The organism is Pseudomonas allokribbensis, from assembly GCF_014863605.1.
Lineage (GTDB): Bacteria > Pseudomonadota > Gammaproteobacteria > Pseudomonadales > Pseudomonadaceae > Aquipseudomonas > Aquipseudomonas allokribbensis.
Map to the genome: position 1 here is coordinate 3,215,179 of NZ_CP062252.1, position 19,065 is coordinate 3,234,243.

A 19,065-nucleotide genomic window follows, 5' to 3' on the forward strand; every position below is an offset into this window, starting at 1 on the left:
CTTTATAGTAAAGTCGCCAGCGAACCACCTGTCGTCTGAGGTTTTTCGGCAATTGGTGTACGTAAAAACGACAGATGGGCACGACTTATAAATGAACAACTCCACGACTACAACCAGCGGCAATTGGTATGCGGTCATTGCACTGGCACTGGCTGCGTTTGTCTTCAACACCACCGAGTTCGTCCCAGTCGGGCTGTTGAGTTCGATCGGCAGCAGCTTCGACATGACGTCGGCTCAGGTCGGTTTGATGTTGACCATCTATGCGTGGGTGGTGTCGCTGACGTCGCTGCCGATCATGCTGCTGACGCGCAACGTCGAGCGGCGCAAGCTGTTGATCGTGCTGTTTGCGATGTTCATCGTCAGTCATATCCTGTCGAGTCTGGCGACCAGCTTCGCTGTCCTGCTGGTGAGCCGGATCGGCGTGGCGTTGTCGCATGCGCTGTTCTGGTCGATCACGGCTTCTCTGGCCGTGCGTCTGGCGCCGCCGGGCAAGCAGGTCCAGGCCTTGGGCTTGCTGGCAACCGGCACTTCCCTGGCGATGGTGCTGGGCATTCCCCTCGGCCGGATATTGGGCGAAGCGATGGGCTGGCGAACCACCTTTATCGCGATCGCGGTGCTGGCGGCTACGTTGGTGTTCTGGCTGGCCAGGGTCTTGCCGTTGCTGCCCAGCCAGAACTCGGGGTCGCTCAAAAGTTTGCCTTTATTGTTGAAGCGACCTGCACTCGTAGCGATCTATATCCTGACCGCGATGGTCGTGACGGCTCACTTCACCGCTTACAGCTACGTGGAACCGTTCGTTCAGGTCGTGGCGGGCATGAGTGGCGAGACGGTAACGCTCATCCTGCTGTTATTCGGCGGTGCGGGGATTTTCGGATCCCTGCTGTTCAGTTGGCTGCACCGGTATAGCCCGCAGCGTTTTCTGATCGTCGCCGTGTCGTTGCTCGCGTTGTGCCTGGCGTTGCTGTTGCCCTTGAGCGGCAAGGTTTCGTACCTGTGCACGCTGAGCCTGTTCTGGGGAATGGCGATCATGGGGTTCGGTCTGGCGTTGCAGTCCAAGGTTCTGGTGCTGGCGCCTGATGCGACCGATGTGGCGATGGCGCTGTTTTCGGGGATCTACAACATCGGCATTGGCGGCGGGGCGCTGATGGGGAGTTGGGTGGGCAGCCAGTTCGGCTTCGCTTATATCGGGGTCGTTGGCGGGATGTTGGCGGCGTTGGCGTTGTTGCTTTATTGCCTGTCGGTCTATCGACTGGCTCGGCCCGGGGCTTCTGCTTGAGTTCTTGAACCGCTTTGCTGCCGATAGCAAAGCGGTTTCGGAAAGGCTTCTCAGAGGCTATCCGGATCCCCAAAAAACATCTGAATCCGCGACCGCAACCAACGCTCCCCAGGATCGTTATCCTGCGACCCACGCCAGGCCATGTGCAGTTCAAACGTACGTGTCGGCAACGGCGGATCTTCCGCGCGCACACCGCCCGCAGACGTCAGCGCATCAGCCGTGTAGTCCGGTACCGTCGCGACAATGTCGGTTCCGGCCAGCAATGTGCTCAAACCGTTGAACTGCGGCACGGCCAGCACCACGTGGCGTTTGCGCCCGAGCTTTTCCAGTTCTTCATCGATAAAGCCACTGAGGTCGCCGGCGAACGAAACCAGCGCATGCGGACGGGCGCAATAGTCATCCAGGCTCAATGGCCCCGGCACCGTATCGGCGCGCAACAGTTTTGGCTGGCTGCGGCGCAAGACTTTGCGCTTGGCGTTGGCCGGCAGGTCGGTGGTGTAGCTGACGCCGATCGAGATTTCACCGGAGGCGAGCAGGCCCGGCATCAAGATGTAGTTGACGCGACGGACCACCAGCACGATCCCGGGCGCCTCGGCCCGCAGGCGCTTGAGCAGCATGGGCAGCAACGCGAATTCGACATCGTCCGACAAGCCGATCCGGAAAACCGAGGTGCTGGTGGCCGGGTCGAATTCGGCCGCGCGGCTGACCGCTGTCGAAATCGAGTCCAGGGCAGGCGAGAGCAGGGCGAAGATTTCCACCGCACGAGCAGACGGTTCCATGCTGCGCCCGGTGCGTACAAATAGCGGATCGTCGAACAGTCCGCGCAGGCGCGAAAGCGCCGCGCTGATCGCTGGCTGGCCGAGAAACAGCTTCTCCGCAGCGCGGGTCACGCTGCGTTCGTGCATCAGCGTTTCGAATACGATCAACAGGTTCAGGTCGACACGACGCAGGTCATTACGATTCATCTGGAGTCCTGGCAGAGTCATCAAGCTTGACGAGAGCGACCATATGAGAACAATGGCCGGCATGAATCTTACGGGGAAAGGCTGGTAGTCTGCACCGGGTAATTCAGCTTTACTGAGAAGGCGGCAGCAGTTTTTTCATGGATTTGCTCAATGCTGGCCATACTGCGGAATCAATGACAGGCATGTCGACTATTAATAGCCACTGATAGTCTTGGCTGGAAAGCCCAGATAGAGTTCAGGGCATTAGAGGTTACTTTGACGAGGTTTGCGATGTCCCGCACGATCCGTTTTCACAAGTTTGGTCCGGCCGAGGTGCTCAAATGCGAAGAGCATGCGGCCGCTCAGCCAGGTCCTGGCGAAGTGCAGGTGCGTGTCGAGGCGATCGGCATCAGCTGGTACGACACGCTCTGGCGTCAGAACCTTGCGTCGTCTCAGGCCCGCCTGCCTTCAGGCCTGGGTCATGAAATGGCTGGTGTGGTCACGGCCATTGGCGACGGTGTCGAAGACCTGATTGTCGGTGACAAGGTGGCGAGTTTTCCGGCCGAGAGTCCCAATGACTATCCGGTCTATGGCGAACTGATCGTTCTTCCGCGTACGGCGCTGACCCGTTATCCGGACGTGCTGAGCCCGATCGAAGCCAGCGTGCATTACACGCCGCTGTTGATCGCCTATTTCGGTTACGTCGATCTGGCACGCGTCAAACCCGGGCAGTTTGCCCTGGTCACTGACGCCAGTCATTGCGCCGGTCCGTCCTTTGTCCAGTTGGGCAAGGCGCTGGGTGTGCGAGTGATTGCCGCCACGAAAACCGCGGAAGAGCGCGAATACCTGCTGTCCCTCGGTGCCGAGAAAGTGATCGTCACCGAAGAAGAAGACCTGTTGATGCGGATCAACAAGATCACCGACAACCGTGGCGTCAATGTCGTGTTCGACGGTCTCGGTGGCCCACAGATGTCGCTGCTTGGAGATGTGTTGGCACCTCGTGGCAGCCTGGTGCTGTATGGCCTGCAGGGTGGCAACCAGACGCCATTCCCGGCCTGCGCAGCGTTCCAGAAGAACATCCAGTTCTTCGTGCACTGCATCGGCAACTTCACCGGGAAGCCGGAACTGGGCATCGTCCAGGATCACGTCGCCTTGCAACGTGCCCTGCGTGACATCAATCAGTTGACGGCCGACCGCGTGCTGCTTCCGCTCAAGACCCGGGTCTTCCCGTTCAACGAGTTTGTCGAAGCACACCGCTACATGGACGAATGCCCTTGCCGTGAGCGGGTCGCCCTGCAAGTCGAACCTGCCTGACCGTTGTGATCAGAGTCCGTGGCCCCACGGACTCTTGTGCGTTCCATCCTTCAGACCATGAGAAACCCTGGGCGCGACGCCTGGGGACGTTCAGCAACTGAACTGGTTTTTACTCTTGATCTGTATCTTCTAATCGCCCTCCAGACCCTGATAATTGAATGACTACTTTCATCTCAAGGAATGAGCTATGGCTGTGCATTCTCTTTTTCCTGCGCAATACAAAATGATTGTCGAGGGTCGATATCTTGATTCTTGTTTAATTGCTGTAGGGCGGTTGCGTAATCCCTTCTTTTTTTCTTGTGCTCATCATGCGCAGGTCATTGTAAGAAATTTCCCAGGAAAACTTCCTTCTCGAGAAAACCCCGTAAAGACGCGGGCTTGCGGCGCGCGAGCCATAAACATGAATTATTGCGAGCCCAACTGTTTCAAATAACTACAAAACCTTAAGTGTTAGCATTTCAGCGTCTATTAATTAATGAAGAATGATTGCGCGTCCGGCGTTCGTGGTTGCGCAATATAAAACCTTTGATATCGGGTGAAGTACTGATGAGCACGATCCATGACCAGGCAATGAACTATGTCTACCAGCAAGTATTGCAACGATTGCTGAGTTTTTTTTCCCGTGCAGAACGCACGGCATTGCAGCTGTTGATTCAGCGACTGGCGGTGGCTGCCGGGGGCATGGATCGAATCGGCGAATTCAAGGTGCTGGTGACGCAATCGGGCACTCGGGATTGCTGTTACAGCCTGGCCCTGATGCGCGCTGCGCAACTGAGCATCGCCGGACGGGCTCCGGGCACTTTTCAGTTGCGGGTGGCAACCCTGCGCGGTTGCGCCACACCGGTCTCGGCATTGCACAACATGCACCGTAGTTTCAGCGCACTGTTTCTGTATGACGACCCAAGGGTCGAACTGCTGATGATCGACAATCGGGAGGTCTTGCCTTTCAATCACCAGGCGCCGCTCACCGATGATGGTCGGGAGGCGAATCGCATCAATCTGCTGATGGTTGGCCACCGCCGGCGCTGGGGAGAGAGCCTGGAGCTTTGGGACGACGCGTACCTGGCCACCGCCGAGTTCTACGGGCAGGTTGCACGCTGGAACAACGGCGTCGATGCCTTGGTCAGCAGCGACTCCGCACGCAGCCAGGAGAATTTTCTTCAGGGACTGGATCGCGCCGCCCAGAAGGCCGGCATCGGCGCGCTGCCGAAGCGCGGTGCCGGATTCGAAGAGCTGTTCAATCTGCTCGACGGCATGGGGGGCGACTGCTATCGCGAGCTCCACGCAGAGTCCGATCTGCTGCCGTGGCGTCCTCTCGGTCAGTTCGAAGCCTGTCGGCGCACCCATTACATCGGCATCGATGACATGGTGGTGGGCAAGATGGAGGAGCGGTGGCCCTTGCTCAGCGACTTTCTCGGGTTTCAGACAGATGATTTGTTGTTCGAGCCAGGCGCCGGCGAGTCGCCAGATCCCTTGGTCGCGGCCTACCTGAGCGGTCTGCAAGCCAACTACATCGGCGGTCACGATTATGAAGTCGGGGTCTCGGAATACCTGCAGCGTTGCCTGGCAGTGATGCGTCGCAAAAACCTGCCGGAGCAGATTTGCGAACGGTTTGTGGCGACGTTCGGCAACCTGTCCGATCTCAGCGAGCATCGATCGTTGGCCTCCTCATCCTTGCAAAAGAGCTTCGGGCTCAATGAAGCGCAACTGGTCTGTCTCTTGTTCGCGCCTTTCATCGAGGGCGGAGCCGGGCTCGAACGTTTTCTGCGCACCTGCCATCCGGGCATGCTGGTGGCCATGCCGGATCTGCATCGTGCGATGCAGGGATTGCACGCGCCGGAGCAGGTTCTGCAATGGATGACCGATGTCAGTGGTTTGCCCGTGCGGCTGATCAGTCGGCTGTATGCCATGGACGCCATTCAAATGGCCGATCAAGCAACGCACGCCCCGGATCCGGCCGACCGTGAGGTTGCCGCAGGCGACCGTACGGCGGAAGGTTGAGCGTGAGCGTAGCGACCGGTCACCAGAGAATGCCTGCGGACGCCGGTTCATGAATGCCTCGCGTGAAAACGATTTTGCCTATCAGGCGGTCTATCGCTATCTCACCCAACTGATCGAAGGGCCAGGCGGCGAAGGGGCGGTTCGACTGCCCTCGTTAAGGCAACTGGCCGAACGGTTGAACGTGTCGATATCGACCATTCAGTACGCCTACGCACTGCTTGAACGAGAAGGCCGGGTCTACTCCGTGGCCAAGTCCGGGTATTTCGCACAGCCGGCATCCACCGTCATGCCGCCCGGGCGAGGCAATGACCTGCTGGAAACCGTCTACGTCAACGCCAGATGTCTCGGCATGCGCGTATTGAGTGCCGACGATCCGGCTTCGATTCAACCCCTGGACAGCCCGTTGCTGATGCTTGAGCGGGAGCTCATGCGCCAATATCCCCGACAGTCGCAGGCACCGGCCCAGCCTTGTGGCGAGCTGGAGTTGCGCACGCTGCTGGCCGCTCGCTATACCTCATCACCCACTCATTGCTGGCATGCCGAGGATGTCTATATAGGCGCCGATGTAAGAGGGGTGCTGGAAATCCTGATCGCGGTCCTTGAGCTGCGTAACACGACCGTGGTGGTCGAGTCCCCCTGCGACTGGGTGATATTGCGCTTGCTTCAGTCTGCCGACGTGCGGGTCATCGAGCTGTCGGTACAGCCCGGCGGAGGGTTCGATCCACAGCATCTGGCCTCGTTACTGGAAACCGAACCGGTACGGCTGATCCTGATGTCGTCGCAATTGAACATGCCCCATGGCAGCCTGGCGCCCGCCGATAATCGCGAAGCCATCGCGCGCCTGCTCAGGCTCCACGGTACCTGGGTGCTGGAAAACGACAGTTACAGTGAATTGGGCGATGACTGCGCAAGTCGACCTCTGCGGGACTTGCTGGACCCCGATCGCCTATTGGTGTTTTCCACGTTCGAAAAGGTCATCGGTGTCGAAGCGCCCTACGGCTATGTGCTCGCTCGCCAATGGCGCAACGACCTGCAACGGCACTTTCTGCTGCGTTCGTTTCGCTTGTCGCCGATTCGCCAGAAAGCCATTGCCCGACTGTATGCCAGCGGTCGTGTCGATCAACATCTGCCGGTGCTCAAGCGTCTGCTCAAGGAGCGTCGTACACAGTTGATCGAGCTGCTGCGCGAAGGACTGGGCGATGCACTGCACATCGCCGAGCCGCAGGGCGGTGCGACGGTCTGGGTGCGTTCATCGCGTCGGGTGGCGATGGGCACGGTGTTTCAACGGCTGCTCAAGCAACATGTGTTGATCGCGCCGGGAGAGCTGTTCAGTACCCAAGGCATGCATGGGCAACACATGCGTCTGAGCGCGATAGGCAGCAGCGGGCTGGAGCTGGCAGGCGTCGTCGGTTTGCTTGGCGATGCCTTGCGACTGGCCCCCGATGATTGAGCTGTTAAAAAACATCGGGGATGCACTGGATAGATCCCATCGCACTACGGTCAAACTGCCAGTAAACTCCGCTGTAATTTCCTGAACCACTCTATTTCAGAGGTTTTGCATGACACTCAGTCCTTTTGCGGGCAAACCGGCACCGGCAGAGTTGTTGGTCGACATCCCGCGACTGGTAACGGCGTATTACACCGGCCAACCCGATGCCTCGATTTCCACCCAGCGTGTGGCGTTTGGTACTTCCGGGCATCGTGGCAGCTCCTTCGACTTGAGTTTCAACGAGTGGCACGTTCTGGCCATCAGCCAGGCGATCTGCCTGTACCGCGAAGCCCAGGGCATCACCGGTCCGCTGTTTGTCGGCATCGATACCCACGCGCTGTCGACGCCGGCCGGGGCCAGCGCCCTGGAAGTGCTGGCAGCCAACGGTGTGACTGTGATGATCGCCGAAGGCGATGAGTACACCCCGACACCGGCAGTGTCCCACGCCATTCTTTGCTACAACCGCGGCCGCACCACCGGCCTCGCTGACGGCATCGTCATCACGCCGTCGCACAACCCGCCACAAAGCGGTGGCTACAAATACAACCCAACCAACGGTGGCCCGGCCGACACCCACATCACCAAGTGGATCGAAGCCAAGGCCAACGAGCTGCTGGCCAACAAACTGGCAGGCGTTAAACGCATCGGTTACGAACAGGCGTTGAAAGCCGCCACCACGCATCGTCACGATTACGTGAATACCTACGTTGCCGACCTGATCAACGTCATTGATTTCGACGCCATCCGCGGTGCCAAACTGCGTCTGGGTGTCGATCCGCTGGGTGGAGCAGGGGTGCGTTACTGGTCGGCCATTGCCGAGCACTATCGTCTGGATCTCGATGTAGTGAACAAGGAAGTCGATTCGACGTTCCGTTTCATGACCGTCGACTGGGATGGCCAGATCCGCATGGACCCATCGTCCAGCCACGCCATGCAAGGCCTGATCGGTCTCAAGGAGCGCTTCGACGTCGCGTTCGCCTGCGATCCGGATCACGACCGTCACGGTATCGTTACCCCGTCCGGCGGCCTGTTGGCACCGAACAACTATCTGGCCGTGTCGATCGACTACTTGTTCCAGAACCGTCCGCAATGGCGCGCCGACGCGGCCGTGGGTAAAACCGTGGTCAGCAGTGGCCTGATCGATCGCGTGGCCAAGCGTCTGGGCCGTCGCCTGTACGAAGTGCCGGTCGGCTTCAAGTGGTTCGCCGACGGTCTGTTCGACGGCTCGCTGGGTTTCGGCGGCGAAGAAAGCGCCGGCGCATCGTTCCTGCGCAAGGACGGCGGCGTCTGGTGCACCGACAAGGACGGCCTGATCCCGGCCCTGTTGGCTGCTGAAATGACTGCCCGTACCGGCCGCGACCCAAGCCAGGCCTACCGCGCACTGACCGATGAACTGGGCGAGCCGTTCTCGGTGCGTGTCGACGCCAAGGCCAACCCTGAGCAGAAAGCGCTGCTGAGCAAGTTGTCGCCGGAGCAAGTCACCTCGACCGAGCTGGCGGGCGAGAAGATCCAGAGCATTCTCAGCAAGGCGCCGGGCAACGATCAGGCCATCGGCGGCCTGAAAGTGATGACCGAGAACGGCTGGTTCGCCGCGCGTCCTTCGGGCACCGAAGACATCTACAAGATCTACGCCGAAAGCTTCATCGGTGACGACCACCTCAAGCAACTGGTGGCCGAAGCGCAAACCCTGGTGGATGGTGCAATTTCCACGAAGTAATCCGCGCTGAATAAAAAAGGGCGACCTCAGAGGTCGCCCTTTTTTTGCCCGCCATTCAGCCGATCAGGCCAGATCCACCAACACGATTTCACTGTCTTCAATGGCTGTGACGGTCAGCACCGGCTCATGACTCACCGCGACACCGTCTCGAGCTTGCGCACGCAAGCCGTTGACTTCAATCACGCCGGTGGCCGGTACGAGGTAGGCGCGACGTCCGGCATCGAGGCGATACTCGGCGGTTTCCCCGGCCTTGATCGTGGCTGCCACCAACCGGGCATCGGCGCGAATGCGCAGGCTTTCATCGTCACCGACCTTGCCGCTGGCGAGGGTCACAAAACCTTCGCGCTCGCCTTTGGGAAACGGTTTGGCACCCCACGAAGGCGGTGCACCGGTTTCGGTCGGCATGATCCAGATCTGAAAGATCTTGGTAGCGGTCGCTTCCAGGTTGTATTCGCTGTGGGCGATCCCGGTGCCGGCGCTCATCACCTGAACGTCGCCGGCTTCAGTGCGGCCCTTGTTGCCCAGGTTGTCCTGGTGGGTGATCGCACCTTCACGCACGTAAGTGATGATTTCCATGTCCCGGTGCGGGTGAGTGGGGAAACCGGTTCCCGGGGCGATGATGTCGTCGTTCCACACCCGCAGATTGCCCCAGCTCATGCGCTGCGGATCGTAGTACTCGGCGAACGAAAAATGGTGATGGGCATCCAACCAGCCGTGATGGGCGCCGCCCAGCGAGCTGAAGGGTCTGAGTTCAAGCATGATCTTCTCCTCAAAAGGTTCGTCATGGGGCGTTTCGGCCGCAGCCACGAAGCGAGACCGGTGATTGATGGCGAGCATCATCTATCAGCCAACAATCGAGAAAAAGCGTAAAAAGTGCTGCATTCCCATCGAATTGATTGATGTTATAAAGCTCGAAACGCTCTCACGCAGCCTTCAGTTCATCGCCTAACTCGATGACCTGTAAGCATTTCGCTAGAACTCAAGGGCAAATGCAGACACCATAGCCCCCAACAGCCTCACCTCCTGGAGTCCGTCAGCGTGGCGCAACACACCCCCGATCTTCCTCCCGAACTTCGTCCCCTGGCCGAGATGCCGTGGTTCAAACGCCTGGCGGCGCGTTTCCTGGGGCACGGCCTGACGCAACTGCGCGCCCAGCATCGGGCTTCGTGGCTGCACGGCCAGGCCGATGGCTTTCGCAGCGGTCACACCGCCGGGGTCGATTACGGTTACAAGGAAGGCAAGGCTGACGGCCTGGAAGAGGGCCGTCAGGTGTTGTTGATCCGCGACAGTCGCAGCACCGAGCATCGCGCGCCGAGCATCGACAACCACCTGTTCGATGACTGGCGTCTGCCACTGACGGCCGAGCTGAAGAAGCGCATGAAGGCTGACGTCGCCCGCTTGCTACCGGCCCACGCCCAGCCAAGCGTTGCACAGTGGAAGATGATTTTCAGTGATACGCCGTCAACGTCGGTGATCGCCGGAGCGGGTGCTGGCAAATCGACCACGCTGGTGCTGCGCATTCTGCTGCTGACGCATTATCTGGGCTTTGAGCTGGATTCGATGACCGTGGTGACCTTCACCCGTGAATCGCGCAAGGACTTCATCAACAAACTGATTGAGCTGTTTGCCCTCTGGGGGCAATCCCTGAGCCACAAAACCGCTCGGGATCTGGTGCGCACCTTCCATTCACGAATTCTGCCGATGGTTCGCAGCCTGCCGGGGTTCGAGCGTTTGCAGGCTTTTGAAAACCTCAGCCACCGGCCGCAGGGCGGGGACGATGACGTCGACAGCAACCCGTTTGATCTGCGGATCAACGACGCCCAGCGTCAGCAGCTCAACGCCTGCTATCACCGTCTCTACACCGAGGACGAGCGTTTCCGGCAATTGATCCAGCCACTGTCCCGGTATGCCTTGCAGCTCAAGGAGCTGGAACGCGATCACCCGGACGTGCAAAAGCGCATGGCGGTGACCGAACTGGCCGCCAAGCGCGACGAAGAACTGTGTGACGTGATCGAAGACTTGTGGTTCCGCGCCGGTGCCTGGCCGATCAAGGGTGTCGAGCCGAACCGCCAGACCTTCGAGATCAACGGTGCGAACTTCCACTGTCATGGCTACATTCCAAGCCTCGATGCCTGGGTCATTTTGGGCTTCGATCCGCGCGAAAATCCGCAAGTCTGCCGCCCAAACGCCAAGCTGACAGTCCGTGCAGAGTGGGCAGTCAAGCGCACCCTGTTTCAAGCTTTCTGCCGTAAGCCATTGATTTTGATAGATAGTTACGAATCGTCAAAGCGCATCCTGGCCACATTGGCAGGTGATGCCAGTGCCGGCCCGGGCTTCGACTACAAGGTCAAAGGCGAGCTCGCATCCGCGCCGTTGCTGGACTGTTTTGTCGCCGCCGCCGGCTTTATCGAAAACCTGGGCCTGGATGTACCGGACGCTGTTGGCCGCATGAGTTTCGCCAAGGATGATCCGGACCGGTTTTTCTTCGAGGCGCTGAGCCTGTTCTGGCGCGCGCTGGAAGATCATTTGCTCGATCAGAAACCACCGGTCATGACCTACAACCGCATGTTCGCGCTGTTCAGCGAGCACTCGCCGGAAAACCTCAAACTGCTCAGCGATGAACTGCTGCGGCCCATGTCGCATCTGATGATCGATGAATTCCAGGACGTGTCGCCGCAGATCGTGTCGTGGATTCGCGCCAGCCTTGCGGAAATCCGCAGCCGTGGCCCGGCCATGCACGTCGGGCGCGGGGCGCAACGTTCTTCCTTGCTGTGCGTGGGGGATGACTGGCAGTCGATCTACGGCTGGCGCGGCAGTTCGCCGAGTTACTTCATGGAGTTCAACAAGGAGTTTTCATCGCCGAGCACCACGCGGGTGATGCTCAGCGACAACTATCGCAGCCATCAGCACATCATCGACGCGGCAGAGCACATCGTCCGTGCGGCGCCGGCGATTCCCGGCAAGAAAGCCAAGGCCAGCGGCGAGGAGAAGCCGCTGCAACCGGTCAACGTACTGGAGCGCGACGATCAAGCACTCGGCCAGCGCCTGGCGGAGCACTACAGAAACGGCGATTCAATCCTGATGCTTTATCGAAAAAGCAGCGATAAGTCATTGATAGAGCAGCATATTCAGTCAGTAGTTAATGTTGATTCGAGCTTGCCATACGAGTCCCGACGCTTGAAGCAGCTGACCTATCACAGCGCCAAAGGCTTGCAGGCCGATGCGGTGTTCTTGCTCGGTGACTGTCAGCATCTGACCAGTTCGCCGTATAAAAATCAGGTCTACCGCATGGCCGGGCTGGGCAAGGCCGGCGACAACGAGCCTTACGACACCGCGCAGAAGGACGAAATCCTGCGCCTGGCTTATGTCGGCATCACCCGGGCGGTGAGTCATTGTTACTGGTACGTCGAACCGCAGGACGCCCAGGCAGTGAACATGCCGCGCGCCTCCGATCGGGTCGCCAAGGGCAAGCCGTTCTTCGTCGATCACCGGCCGGAAAAGAAAACCGCCTGAAGCGAACGCCCACAAAAAAGCCCGCAAACAGCGGGCTTTTTAATTAAGATCAATAACTTAGGCGTAACTCCTGAGAGATTCCGGAGGAACAAACGCTTCCAGCTCATCCTCCACGGCTTCGATTATTCGTTCCACATCCGCCGCATTCATGACCGTGGCACAGGGAATGCCGGCAATGGCGATCAGGGTTTCGCCGCTGGCCCGGTCGAACAGGCGGGCGATCATGCTGCCCGGCGCGTCCATCGTGGCCTCGAAACCCATGGGATGAAAATGCCAGCGCATCAGCTGGCAGGCATTGGGGAACGTAACCTTGCTTGACCCTTTATTCATGTGTTGCCCGCCTTCTTCATCGAGCGCTTCCGTTTGCTCATGGTAGGAGGGAAGAGCCTTCATTGGCTCAACCGGTGACTGCCCTTAAAAGTAGCATCTGGATGTGAAAAACCTGTGAGAATTTTCAGGCCATTTGGCGATTGCAGGGATTTTTTTGATGTAAGTCATGGTCGACGAAAACCTTGCCAAAGTGCCATCACCACCGGCTGGTTGATGCCGCGCCCGAAGTTGGGCAAGCTCGGTTCTTTTTCCAAGAGTCCCCTATGCACGCCGATGATGACGGCCCGCAACAGACCCAGGCCACGGCCGAAACGGTCATGCGCTATCACCTGAGCTGGAAACACCGGGACCTGGATGGCGTCATGGCGCTTTACCATCCGGACATCCAGTACAACGACTTCTTCCAGAACCGCGTGCTCGGCCTCGACGAACTGCGCGAGTACGTTCGCGTCAGCATGCCCCGTGAATTCGACGAAGCGCTGGAGCATTGCGACCGGATCCGCATTGACGGCAACACTGCGTTCATTCAATACGAAGTGACACTGCGCGGCGGCAATGGCCTGGTGTCGTTCCGTTCCAGCGAAGCGATTACCGTCAAGGATGCGAAAATCTGGCGGGTCAATGAATACGCATCACTGGTGCGTGAGCAGGGCTCCAGTGCTGCGGCACCGAGTCAGCGTCCGGCGGCGAGCCGACTGGGCCTGTCGCCACGCCAGTTGAGTTTCATGGCCGAAGACCTGCAGCAGTATTTCCAGCGTCAGCAGCCGTACCTCGATCCCGAACTGGATCTGCAGCGGGTGGCGAAGGAGTGCGGTTACAGCCGCAACCAGATTTCCTATCTGCTGAACCAGGTGCTGGGGCAAAGTTTCTATCGCTACGTCAATCAGGCGCGGCTCCAGCATTTGCTGCAATCGCTGGACAACGCCACGCCGCCACTGCGCATCGATGAGCTGGCGTTTGCCGCCGGGTTCAACTCGCTATCGGCTTTCTATAGCTGTTTTCGCCAGCACACTGGCCAGTCGCCCAAGGCCTACGCCAAGCAAATTTCTTTGCGGACACGCGCGCAAGACAGTCACTGAGGTCAGCCACTAGGATCGACGCCATCGAAACCTGGATTGGCGGAGTCTTGCATGCCGGCGTGGCGCACTATCAGTTTGTGGATGGACCAACTCGACGAGCCGCTCACCGCGCGCCCGGCGCTGGAACAAGACCTTGACGTCGACGTGGCAATCATCGGCGCCGGTTACACCGGGCTTTGGACGGCGTACTACCTGAAGAAACACGCGCCGGGTCTGGACATTGCCATCATCGAGGCACAAACCGCCGGTTTCGGTGCGTCCGGCCGCAATGGCGGCTGGCTGATGGGCAATCTGCTGGGCGAAGATCGCCTGCTGGCAGGCCTGTCACCACAACAACGCCGCGCCTCATTCGATCTGCTGCACAGCATTCCTGATGAAGTGGAAGTCGTGCTCGAGCGCGAAGGCATCGACTGCGATTACCGCAAGGGCGGGGTGCTTTACTGCGCCGCGCGCTATCCGGAACAGGAAGCCAGCCTGCGCGACTATCTGAACAAGCTGCATGCCCAGGGCCTGACCGACGACGATTATCGCTGGCTCAACCCTGAACAACTGGCCCAGCAGATTCGCGTCGCCAAGCCTTACGGCGGGATTTTTGCCCCCCACGTGGCGACCATTCAGCCGGCAAAACTGGTGCGCGGCCTGGCCCGTACCGTTCAGGGCATGGGCGTGAAGATCTACGAGAACAGCCCGGTGACCCATTGGCAGGCGGGCAGCCTGCGCACCGACAAGGCCAGCGTGCGCAGTCGCTGGATCGTTCCAGCCATCGAAGGCTATTCGGTGACATTGCCGCCGCTGGGGCGTTATCAATTACCGGTGCAGAGCCTGATTGTCGCCACCGAACCGTTGTCGGCCGCGACCTGGGACGAAATCGGCCTCAATCGTGGCCAGGCCTTCAGTGAATTCAGCCGTCAGGTCACCTACGGCCAGCGCAGCGCCGACAATCGGCTGATTTTCGGTGCCCGTGGCGGCTATCAGTTCGCTGGCCAGTTACGGCACAACTTTGATCTGACCCGTGACGAAGTGGAGCTGCGGCGCTATCTGTTTGGCGAACTGTTCCCGCAATTGAAAAACACCGCGATCACCCACGCCTGGGGCGGCAACCTCGGCATGTCCCGGCATTTCAAACCGCACATGCTCTGCGACCGGGCCAACAGCATTGCGTTGGCCGGCGGATATGGCGGGGAGGGCGTGGGCGCTTCCAACCTGGGCGGTCGCACCCTGGCTGACCTGATTCTCGAGCGCGATACCGAACTGGTTCACCAGCCCTGGGTGCTGCCGGACGGCGGGATCCATGCGCTGCGGGCGTGGGAGCCGGAACCGTGCCGCTGGCTCGGCTACAACGCGATCATCAAAAGCTTCGTCCACGAAGACCAGACCCTGGCCAACCCGGCGACCGCGCCCTGGCGGCGCAAGCTTGCCAGTCGGGTGGCCGGGTTCATGGAAGGTTTCATGCACTGAAAATCGCCTTACTCCAAGAAAGCCGTTAAGACAGGAAACGCCATGAGCATCACTCAATTCAAGAACACCGCCACGCTGCCACTGGACGAATCCAATCCGGTGGCCGTGCCGCTCGGCACACCAGTGGCCATTGCGTCGACCACCAGTGTGGAGCGCGACGACGGCGTTGAAACCGGCGTCTGGGAATGCACGCCCGGGCGCTGGCGGCGGCAGATCACCGCACAGGAGTTCTGCCACTTCATTTCCGGGCGCTGCACGTTCACCCCGGACGGCGGCGGCGAAATCCTGCACATACAAGGTGGCGACGCACTGATGTTGCCGGCCAACACACTCGGCATCTGGGATATCCAGGAGACCGTGCGCAAGACCTACGTCCTGATTTTCTGACGCTTTGATCCTTTTGATTGCCTGCCAACAACAATAGCCAATACAGGAATCGATCCATGATCCGAAAGACCCTCGCTCTCGCCCCCTTGATGCTCGCCGCTTCCCTTGCTCAGGCAGCGGAAACGGTCAAGGTCTACAACTGGTCCGACTACATCGCGCCGGATACCGCGAAAAACTTCGAAAAGGCCACTGGTCTCGGCATCACCTACGACGTCTACGACAGCAACGAAACCCTCGACGGCAAGTTGATGACCGGCAAATCCGGTTACGACGTGGTGTTTCCGTCCAACCATTTCATGGCCCGGCAGATTCAGGGCGGCGCGCTGATGAAGCTCGACAAGAGCCAGTTGCCGAACTGGAAGAATCTCAACCCGGTATTGCTTAAGGCCTTGCAGACGAACGATCCGGGCAACGAACACGGCTTCCCGTACCTGTGGGGCAGCACCGGCATCGGCTACAACATCGCCAAGGTCAAGGCTGTGCTGGGCGATAACGCGCCGGTGGATTCCTGGGACCTGATCTTCAAGCCCGAAAACATGGAAAAACTGCAGAAGTGCGGCGTGGCGATCCTCGACAACGGCCCGGAATTGCTGCCGGCGGCGCTCAACTACCTGGGTTTGCCGCATCACAGCAAGAATCCCGAAGACTATAAAAAGGCCGAAGCCCTGCTGATGAAAGTGCGGCCGTACGTCAGCTACTTCCACTCTTCGAAGTACACCAGCGACCTGGCCAATGGCGATATCTGCGTGGCGGTCGGCTTCTCCGGGGACATCCTGCAAGCGGAGAACCGCGCCAAGGAAGCCAAGAACGGCGTCGATATCGGTTATGCGATTCCCAAGGAGGGCGCCGCCATCTGGTTCGACATGGTCGCCATGCCCGCCGATGCGCCAGACGCCAAGGCCGGTTACGCCTTCATGAACTACTTGCTGCAGCCCGACGTCATGGCCGGCATCAGCAACTACGTGCACTACGCCAACGGCAACGAACAGGCCGACAGTCTGATCGACCCCGCCATCAAGAACGACACCAAGGTGTATCCGAGCCCGGAAATGATGGGCAAATTGTTCGCGCTGGAAGCCATGCCGCTGAACATTGACCGGATCCGCACTCGCGTCTGGAACAAGATCCGTACCGGCAGCTGAAAAATCTGCCGGAGCGGGTTTTCCTCCGCTCCGGCAGCGGTATATGACGCCTGCAACTTGTGTTTATTTGGTTGATATCACTTCGCTGGCACCGCACTAATAAAGTGCAGGAAAGTGAGACGCGTCTAACAAAAAGTAACTTACCGATATTTAATATTTAAATAAGAAATCGTCAGACAATTAGGCAAACTCACCACACTTACAACATTCTTCCCGCCGCACGCGCTTTGTTTACGGGACTTTCCCGGAATAGTTCAATTTGATCTCAAAAAAACGCTAGACGTTAGATTTCAAATTGTGTCAGGTTTCTAACGCCTTCATTGGGCGAGTGATAGGACAATCTCGCCAGAGGTTGTCGCTATCGGACAAAAACTGTTCCATTGCTAAACAAGGAAGTGTGTTTATGTCGAAAGTAAAAGCTAATGCTATTGATACCGCCGAACAGGCTTTCCAGCTGAACGCGGCACCACTGGCCGCGCCAAGCTCGGCGTTCAACCAGATCAATAGCTTCAGCCATCAGTACGATCGTGGCGGCAACCTCACGGTCAATGGCAAACCCTCCTTCTCGGTGGATCAAGCCGCTACCCAACTGTTGCGAGACGGTGCCTCCTGGCACGACCTCGACGGCAGCGGCAAGATCGAACTGACCTATACCTTTCTGACGTCCAAAACCGCCAACTTCAGCGGCCTGGGAGTCACCGGTTTCAGTCAGTTCAGCGCCCTGCAGAAAACCCAGGCCGTGCTCGCCATGCAATCCTGGGCCGATGTCGCCAACGTGACCTTTACCGAAGCAGCCAGAGGTGGCGACGGCCACATGACCTTCGGTAACTACAGTGGCGGCCAGGAAGGCGCGGCGGCGTTTGCTTTCCTGCCAGGCACCGAGCCAGGCTATGACGGTCAGTCCTGGTACCTGACCGGCAGTGGGTACGACGTCAACAAAACCCCGGGCCTGAACAACTACGGGCGTCAGACCCTGACCCACGAAATTGGCCACACCCTGGGCCTGTCTCACCCTGGCGACTACAACGCCGGGACCGGCAACCCGACCTACAATGACGCGACCTACGGGCAAGACACCCGCGGCTACAGCCTCATGAGTTACTGGAGTGAAAGCAACACCAGCCAGAACTTCAGCAAGGGTGGTGTGGAAGCTTATGCCTCCGGCCCGCTGATGGACGACATTGCCGCGATCCAGAAGCTCTACGGCGCCAACCTGACCACCCGTACCGGTGACACCACCTACGGCTTCAACTCCAACGCCGGTCGCGATTTCCTCAGCGCGTCCTCTTCGTCGGACAAGCTGGTGTTCTCGGTGTGGGATGCGGGCGGCAAGGACACCTTCGACTTCTCGGGTTTCACCCAGAACCAGAAGATCAACCTCAATGAAGCCTCGTTCTCCGACGTTGGCGGCCTGGTGGGCAACGTGTCCATCGCCAAGGGCGTCACCATCGAGAACGCCATCGGTGGCTCGGGCAACGACCTGATCATCGGTAACAGCGCAGCCAACGAACTCAAGGGCGGTGCCGGCAACGACATCATCTGGGGCGGCGGTGGCGCCGACAAGCTGTGGGGCGGCTCGGGTTCGGACACTTTCGTGTTCGCAGCCAGTTCCGACTCCAAGCCGGGTGCGATCGATCAGATCCTCGACTTTGTCAGCGGTCTCGACAAAATCGACCTGACCGGTATCACCAAAGGCGCAGGCCTGCACTTCGTCAGCGCCTTCACCGGTGCGGCGGGCGATGCAGTCCTGACTTCCTCGGGCGGCAACAGCCTGCTCTCGGTGGACTTCTCCGGGCACGGCGTGGCTGATTTCCAGGTCAGCACCGTTGGCCAGGCAGCGCTCAGCGACATCGTGGCGTGATGTGAACCGGGAAAGCGGCGCGTGATGCGCCGCTTTCTTCACTTGCATCGCTTTGGCTGGTAAGCAAGGCTACGCGTCGGAGTGAAATTTCCTATGATCCAATTCGCTTTTACCCGCAAAGCGGCGGCGTACCTGTTGCCGGTGCTGATGATGATTTCTGGAGAAACAACTATGGCAAGCAGCCTGAGACTCGAAGACCCATCGGTATTTGCCGGACAGTGGCAAGCGACCCTGAGCGACCGCAACGACGCTCCCGAAGCCCAGGCTTTGCAGGACAAACCGTCGAACACCTGCCTGATCGACCTTGAAGCCAACCAGACACTGGGCAAAGGCGCCGACTGCCTGAGCGCATGGCTGCAGGACAGCGCCATCGGCTGGTTTCCCGATCCGGACGGTCTTTCGATCACCGGCAAGGAAGGCTCAAGAATCCAGTTTTTCAGCCGACAACGTGATGGGCTTTATCTGAGCACTTTGAAGTCAGGCCTGGTGATTACACTTGAGCGAGCTGCCAAACAGCCCTGATCGCCGGAACCGACTCACAGTTTAAATATAAG

Annotated in this window: 15 protein-coding genes; 12 read left to right on the plus strand and 3 right to left on the minus strand. The window is 59.1% G+C overall.

Features of this window, described 5'->3' with window-relative positions; translation table 11 throughout:
• Positions 1–91: 91 nt before the first annotated feature.
• Entirely contained in the window at positions 92–1,276 is a 1,185-nt protein-coding gene (locus tag IF199_RS14670; protein WP_192560868.1) for a sugar transporter, read from the plus strand.
• A gap of 50 nt (positions 1,277–1,326) precedes the next feature.
• Here the strand turns inward: IF199_RS14670 and IF199_RS14675 are convergent, their stop codons facing one another.
• Positions 1,327–2,241 (minus strand): LysR family transcriptional regulator, encoded by a 915-nt coding sequence (locus IF199_RS14675; protein WP_085709803.1) that lies wholly within the window; start codon positions 2,239–2,241, stop codon positions 1,327–1,329.
• Between the two features lie 270 nt (positions 2,242–2,511).
• Between IF199_RS14675 and IF199_RS14680 the strand changes: the two genes are divergently transcribed.
• From IF199_RS14680 to pgm, 4 genes are all read left to right on the plus strand, one after another.
• Positions 2,512–3,534 carry a zinc-dependent alcohol dehydrogenase family protein gene (locus IF199_RS14680; protein WP_192560869.1) on the plus strand — a complete coding sequence of 341 codons (1,023 nt, stop codon included), beginning with the start codon at positions 2,512–2,514 and terminating at the stop codon, positions 3,532–3,534.
• 546 nt (positions 3,535–4,080) lie between these two features.
• Entirely contained in the window at positions 4,081–5,535 is a 1,455-nt protein-coding gene (locus IF199_RS14685; RefSeq protein ID WP_192560870.1) for a hypothetical protein, read from the plus strand.
• 49 nt (positions 5,536–5,584) lie between these two features.
• Positions 5,585–6,985, plus strand: coding sequence for an aminotransferase-like domain-containing protein (locus IF199_RS14690; RefSeq protein WP_192560871.1), 1,401 nt, complete (start codon positions 5,585–5,587; stop codon positions 6,983–6,985).
• A 109-nt stretch (positions 6,986–7,094) separates the two neighbouring features.
• A complete protein-coding gene (gene pgm / locus IF199_RS14695) occupies positions 7,095–8,741 on the plus strand; it encodes a phosphoglucomutase (alpha-D-glucose-1,6-bisphosphate-dependent) (RefSeq protein ID WP_096820391.1) in 1,647 nt (548 codons plus the stop codon).
• Positions 8,742–8,804: 63 nt separating this feature from the next.
• Here the strand turns inward: pgm and IF199_RS14700 are convergent, their stop codons facing one another.
• Positions 8,805–9,500 (minus strand): pirin family protein, encoded by a 696-nt coding sequence (locus tag IF199_RS14700; protein WP_085731268.1) that lies wholly within the window; start codon positions 9,498–9,500, stop codon positions 8,805–8,807.
• A gap of 279 nt (positions 9,501–9,779) precedes the next feature.
• Between IF199_RS14700 and IF199_RS14705 the strand changes: the two genes are divergently transcribed.
• Positions 9,780–12,254 (plus strand): UvrD-helicase domain-containing protein, encoded by a 2,475-nt coding sequence (locus IF199_RS14705; RefSeq protein ID WP_192560872.1) that lies wholly within the window; start codon positions 9,780–9,782, stop codon positions 12,252–12,254.
• 57 nt (positions 12,255–12,311) lie between these two features.
• On the opposite strand, the gene IF199_RS14710 is transcribed toward IF199_RS14705, so the two are convergent.
• The gene (locus IF199_RS14710; RefSeq protein WP_096820481.1) at positions 12,312–12,584 is read right to left on the minus strand and encodes a DUF1652 domain-containing protein; all 273 of its coding nucleotides are present in this window, start codon (positions 12,582–12,584) and stop codon (positions 12,312–12,314) included.
• Between the two features lie 263 nt (positions 12,585–12,847).
• On the opposite strand from IF199_RS14710, the gene IF199_RS14715 reads away from it, so the two are divergent.
• From IF199_RS14715 to IF199_RS14740, 6 genes are all read left to right on the plus strand, one after another.
• Positions 12,848–13,663, plus strand: coding sequence for a helix-turn-helix domain-containing protein (locus IF199_RS14715; protein WP_192560873.1), 816 nt, complete (start codon positions 12,848–12,850; stop codon positions 13,661–13,663).
• A gap of 51 nt (positions 13,664–13,714) precedes the next feature.
• Positions 13,715–15,121 (plus strand): NAD(P)/FAD-dependent oxidoreductase, encoded by a 1,407-nt coding sequence (locus IF199_RS14720; protein ID WP_192560874.1) that lies wholly within the window; start codon positions 13,715–13,717, stop codon positions 15,119–15,121.
• Positions 15,122–15,163: 42 nt separating this feature from the next.
• Complete coding sequence (locus tag IF199_RS14725) at positions 15,164–15,508, plus strand: cupin domain-containing protein (RefSeq protein ID WP_192560875.1); 345 nt, start codon at positions 15,164–15,166, stop codon at positions 15,506–15,508.
• Between the two features lie 56 nt (positions 15,509–15,564).
• Complete coding sequence (locus IF199_RS14730) at positions 15,565–16,650, plus strand: polyamine ABC transporter substrate-binding protein (RefSeq protein ID WP_102619846.1); 1,086 nt, start codon at positions 15,565–15,567, stop codon at positions 16,648–16,650.
• 403 nt (positions 16,651–17,053) lie between these two features.
• Positions 17,054–18,511, plus strand: a complete 1,458-nt coding sequence (locus tag IF199_RS14735; protein WP_096820397.1) for a serralysin family metalloprotease — start codon at positions 17,054–17,056, stop codon at positions 18,509–18,511.
• 93 nt (positions 18,512–18,604) lie between these two features.
• Positions 18,605–19,033 carry an AprI/Inh family metalloprotease inhibitor gene (locus tag IF199_RS14740; protein WP_158243853.1) on the plus strand — a complete coding sequence of 143 codons (429 nt, stop codon included), beginning with the start codon at positions 18,605–18,607 and terminating at the stop codon, positions 19,031–19,033.
• Positions 19,034–19,065 lie beyond the last annotated feature (32 nt).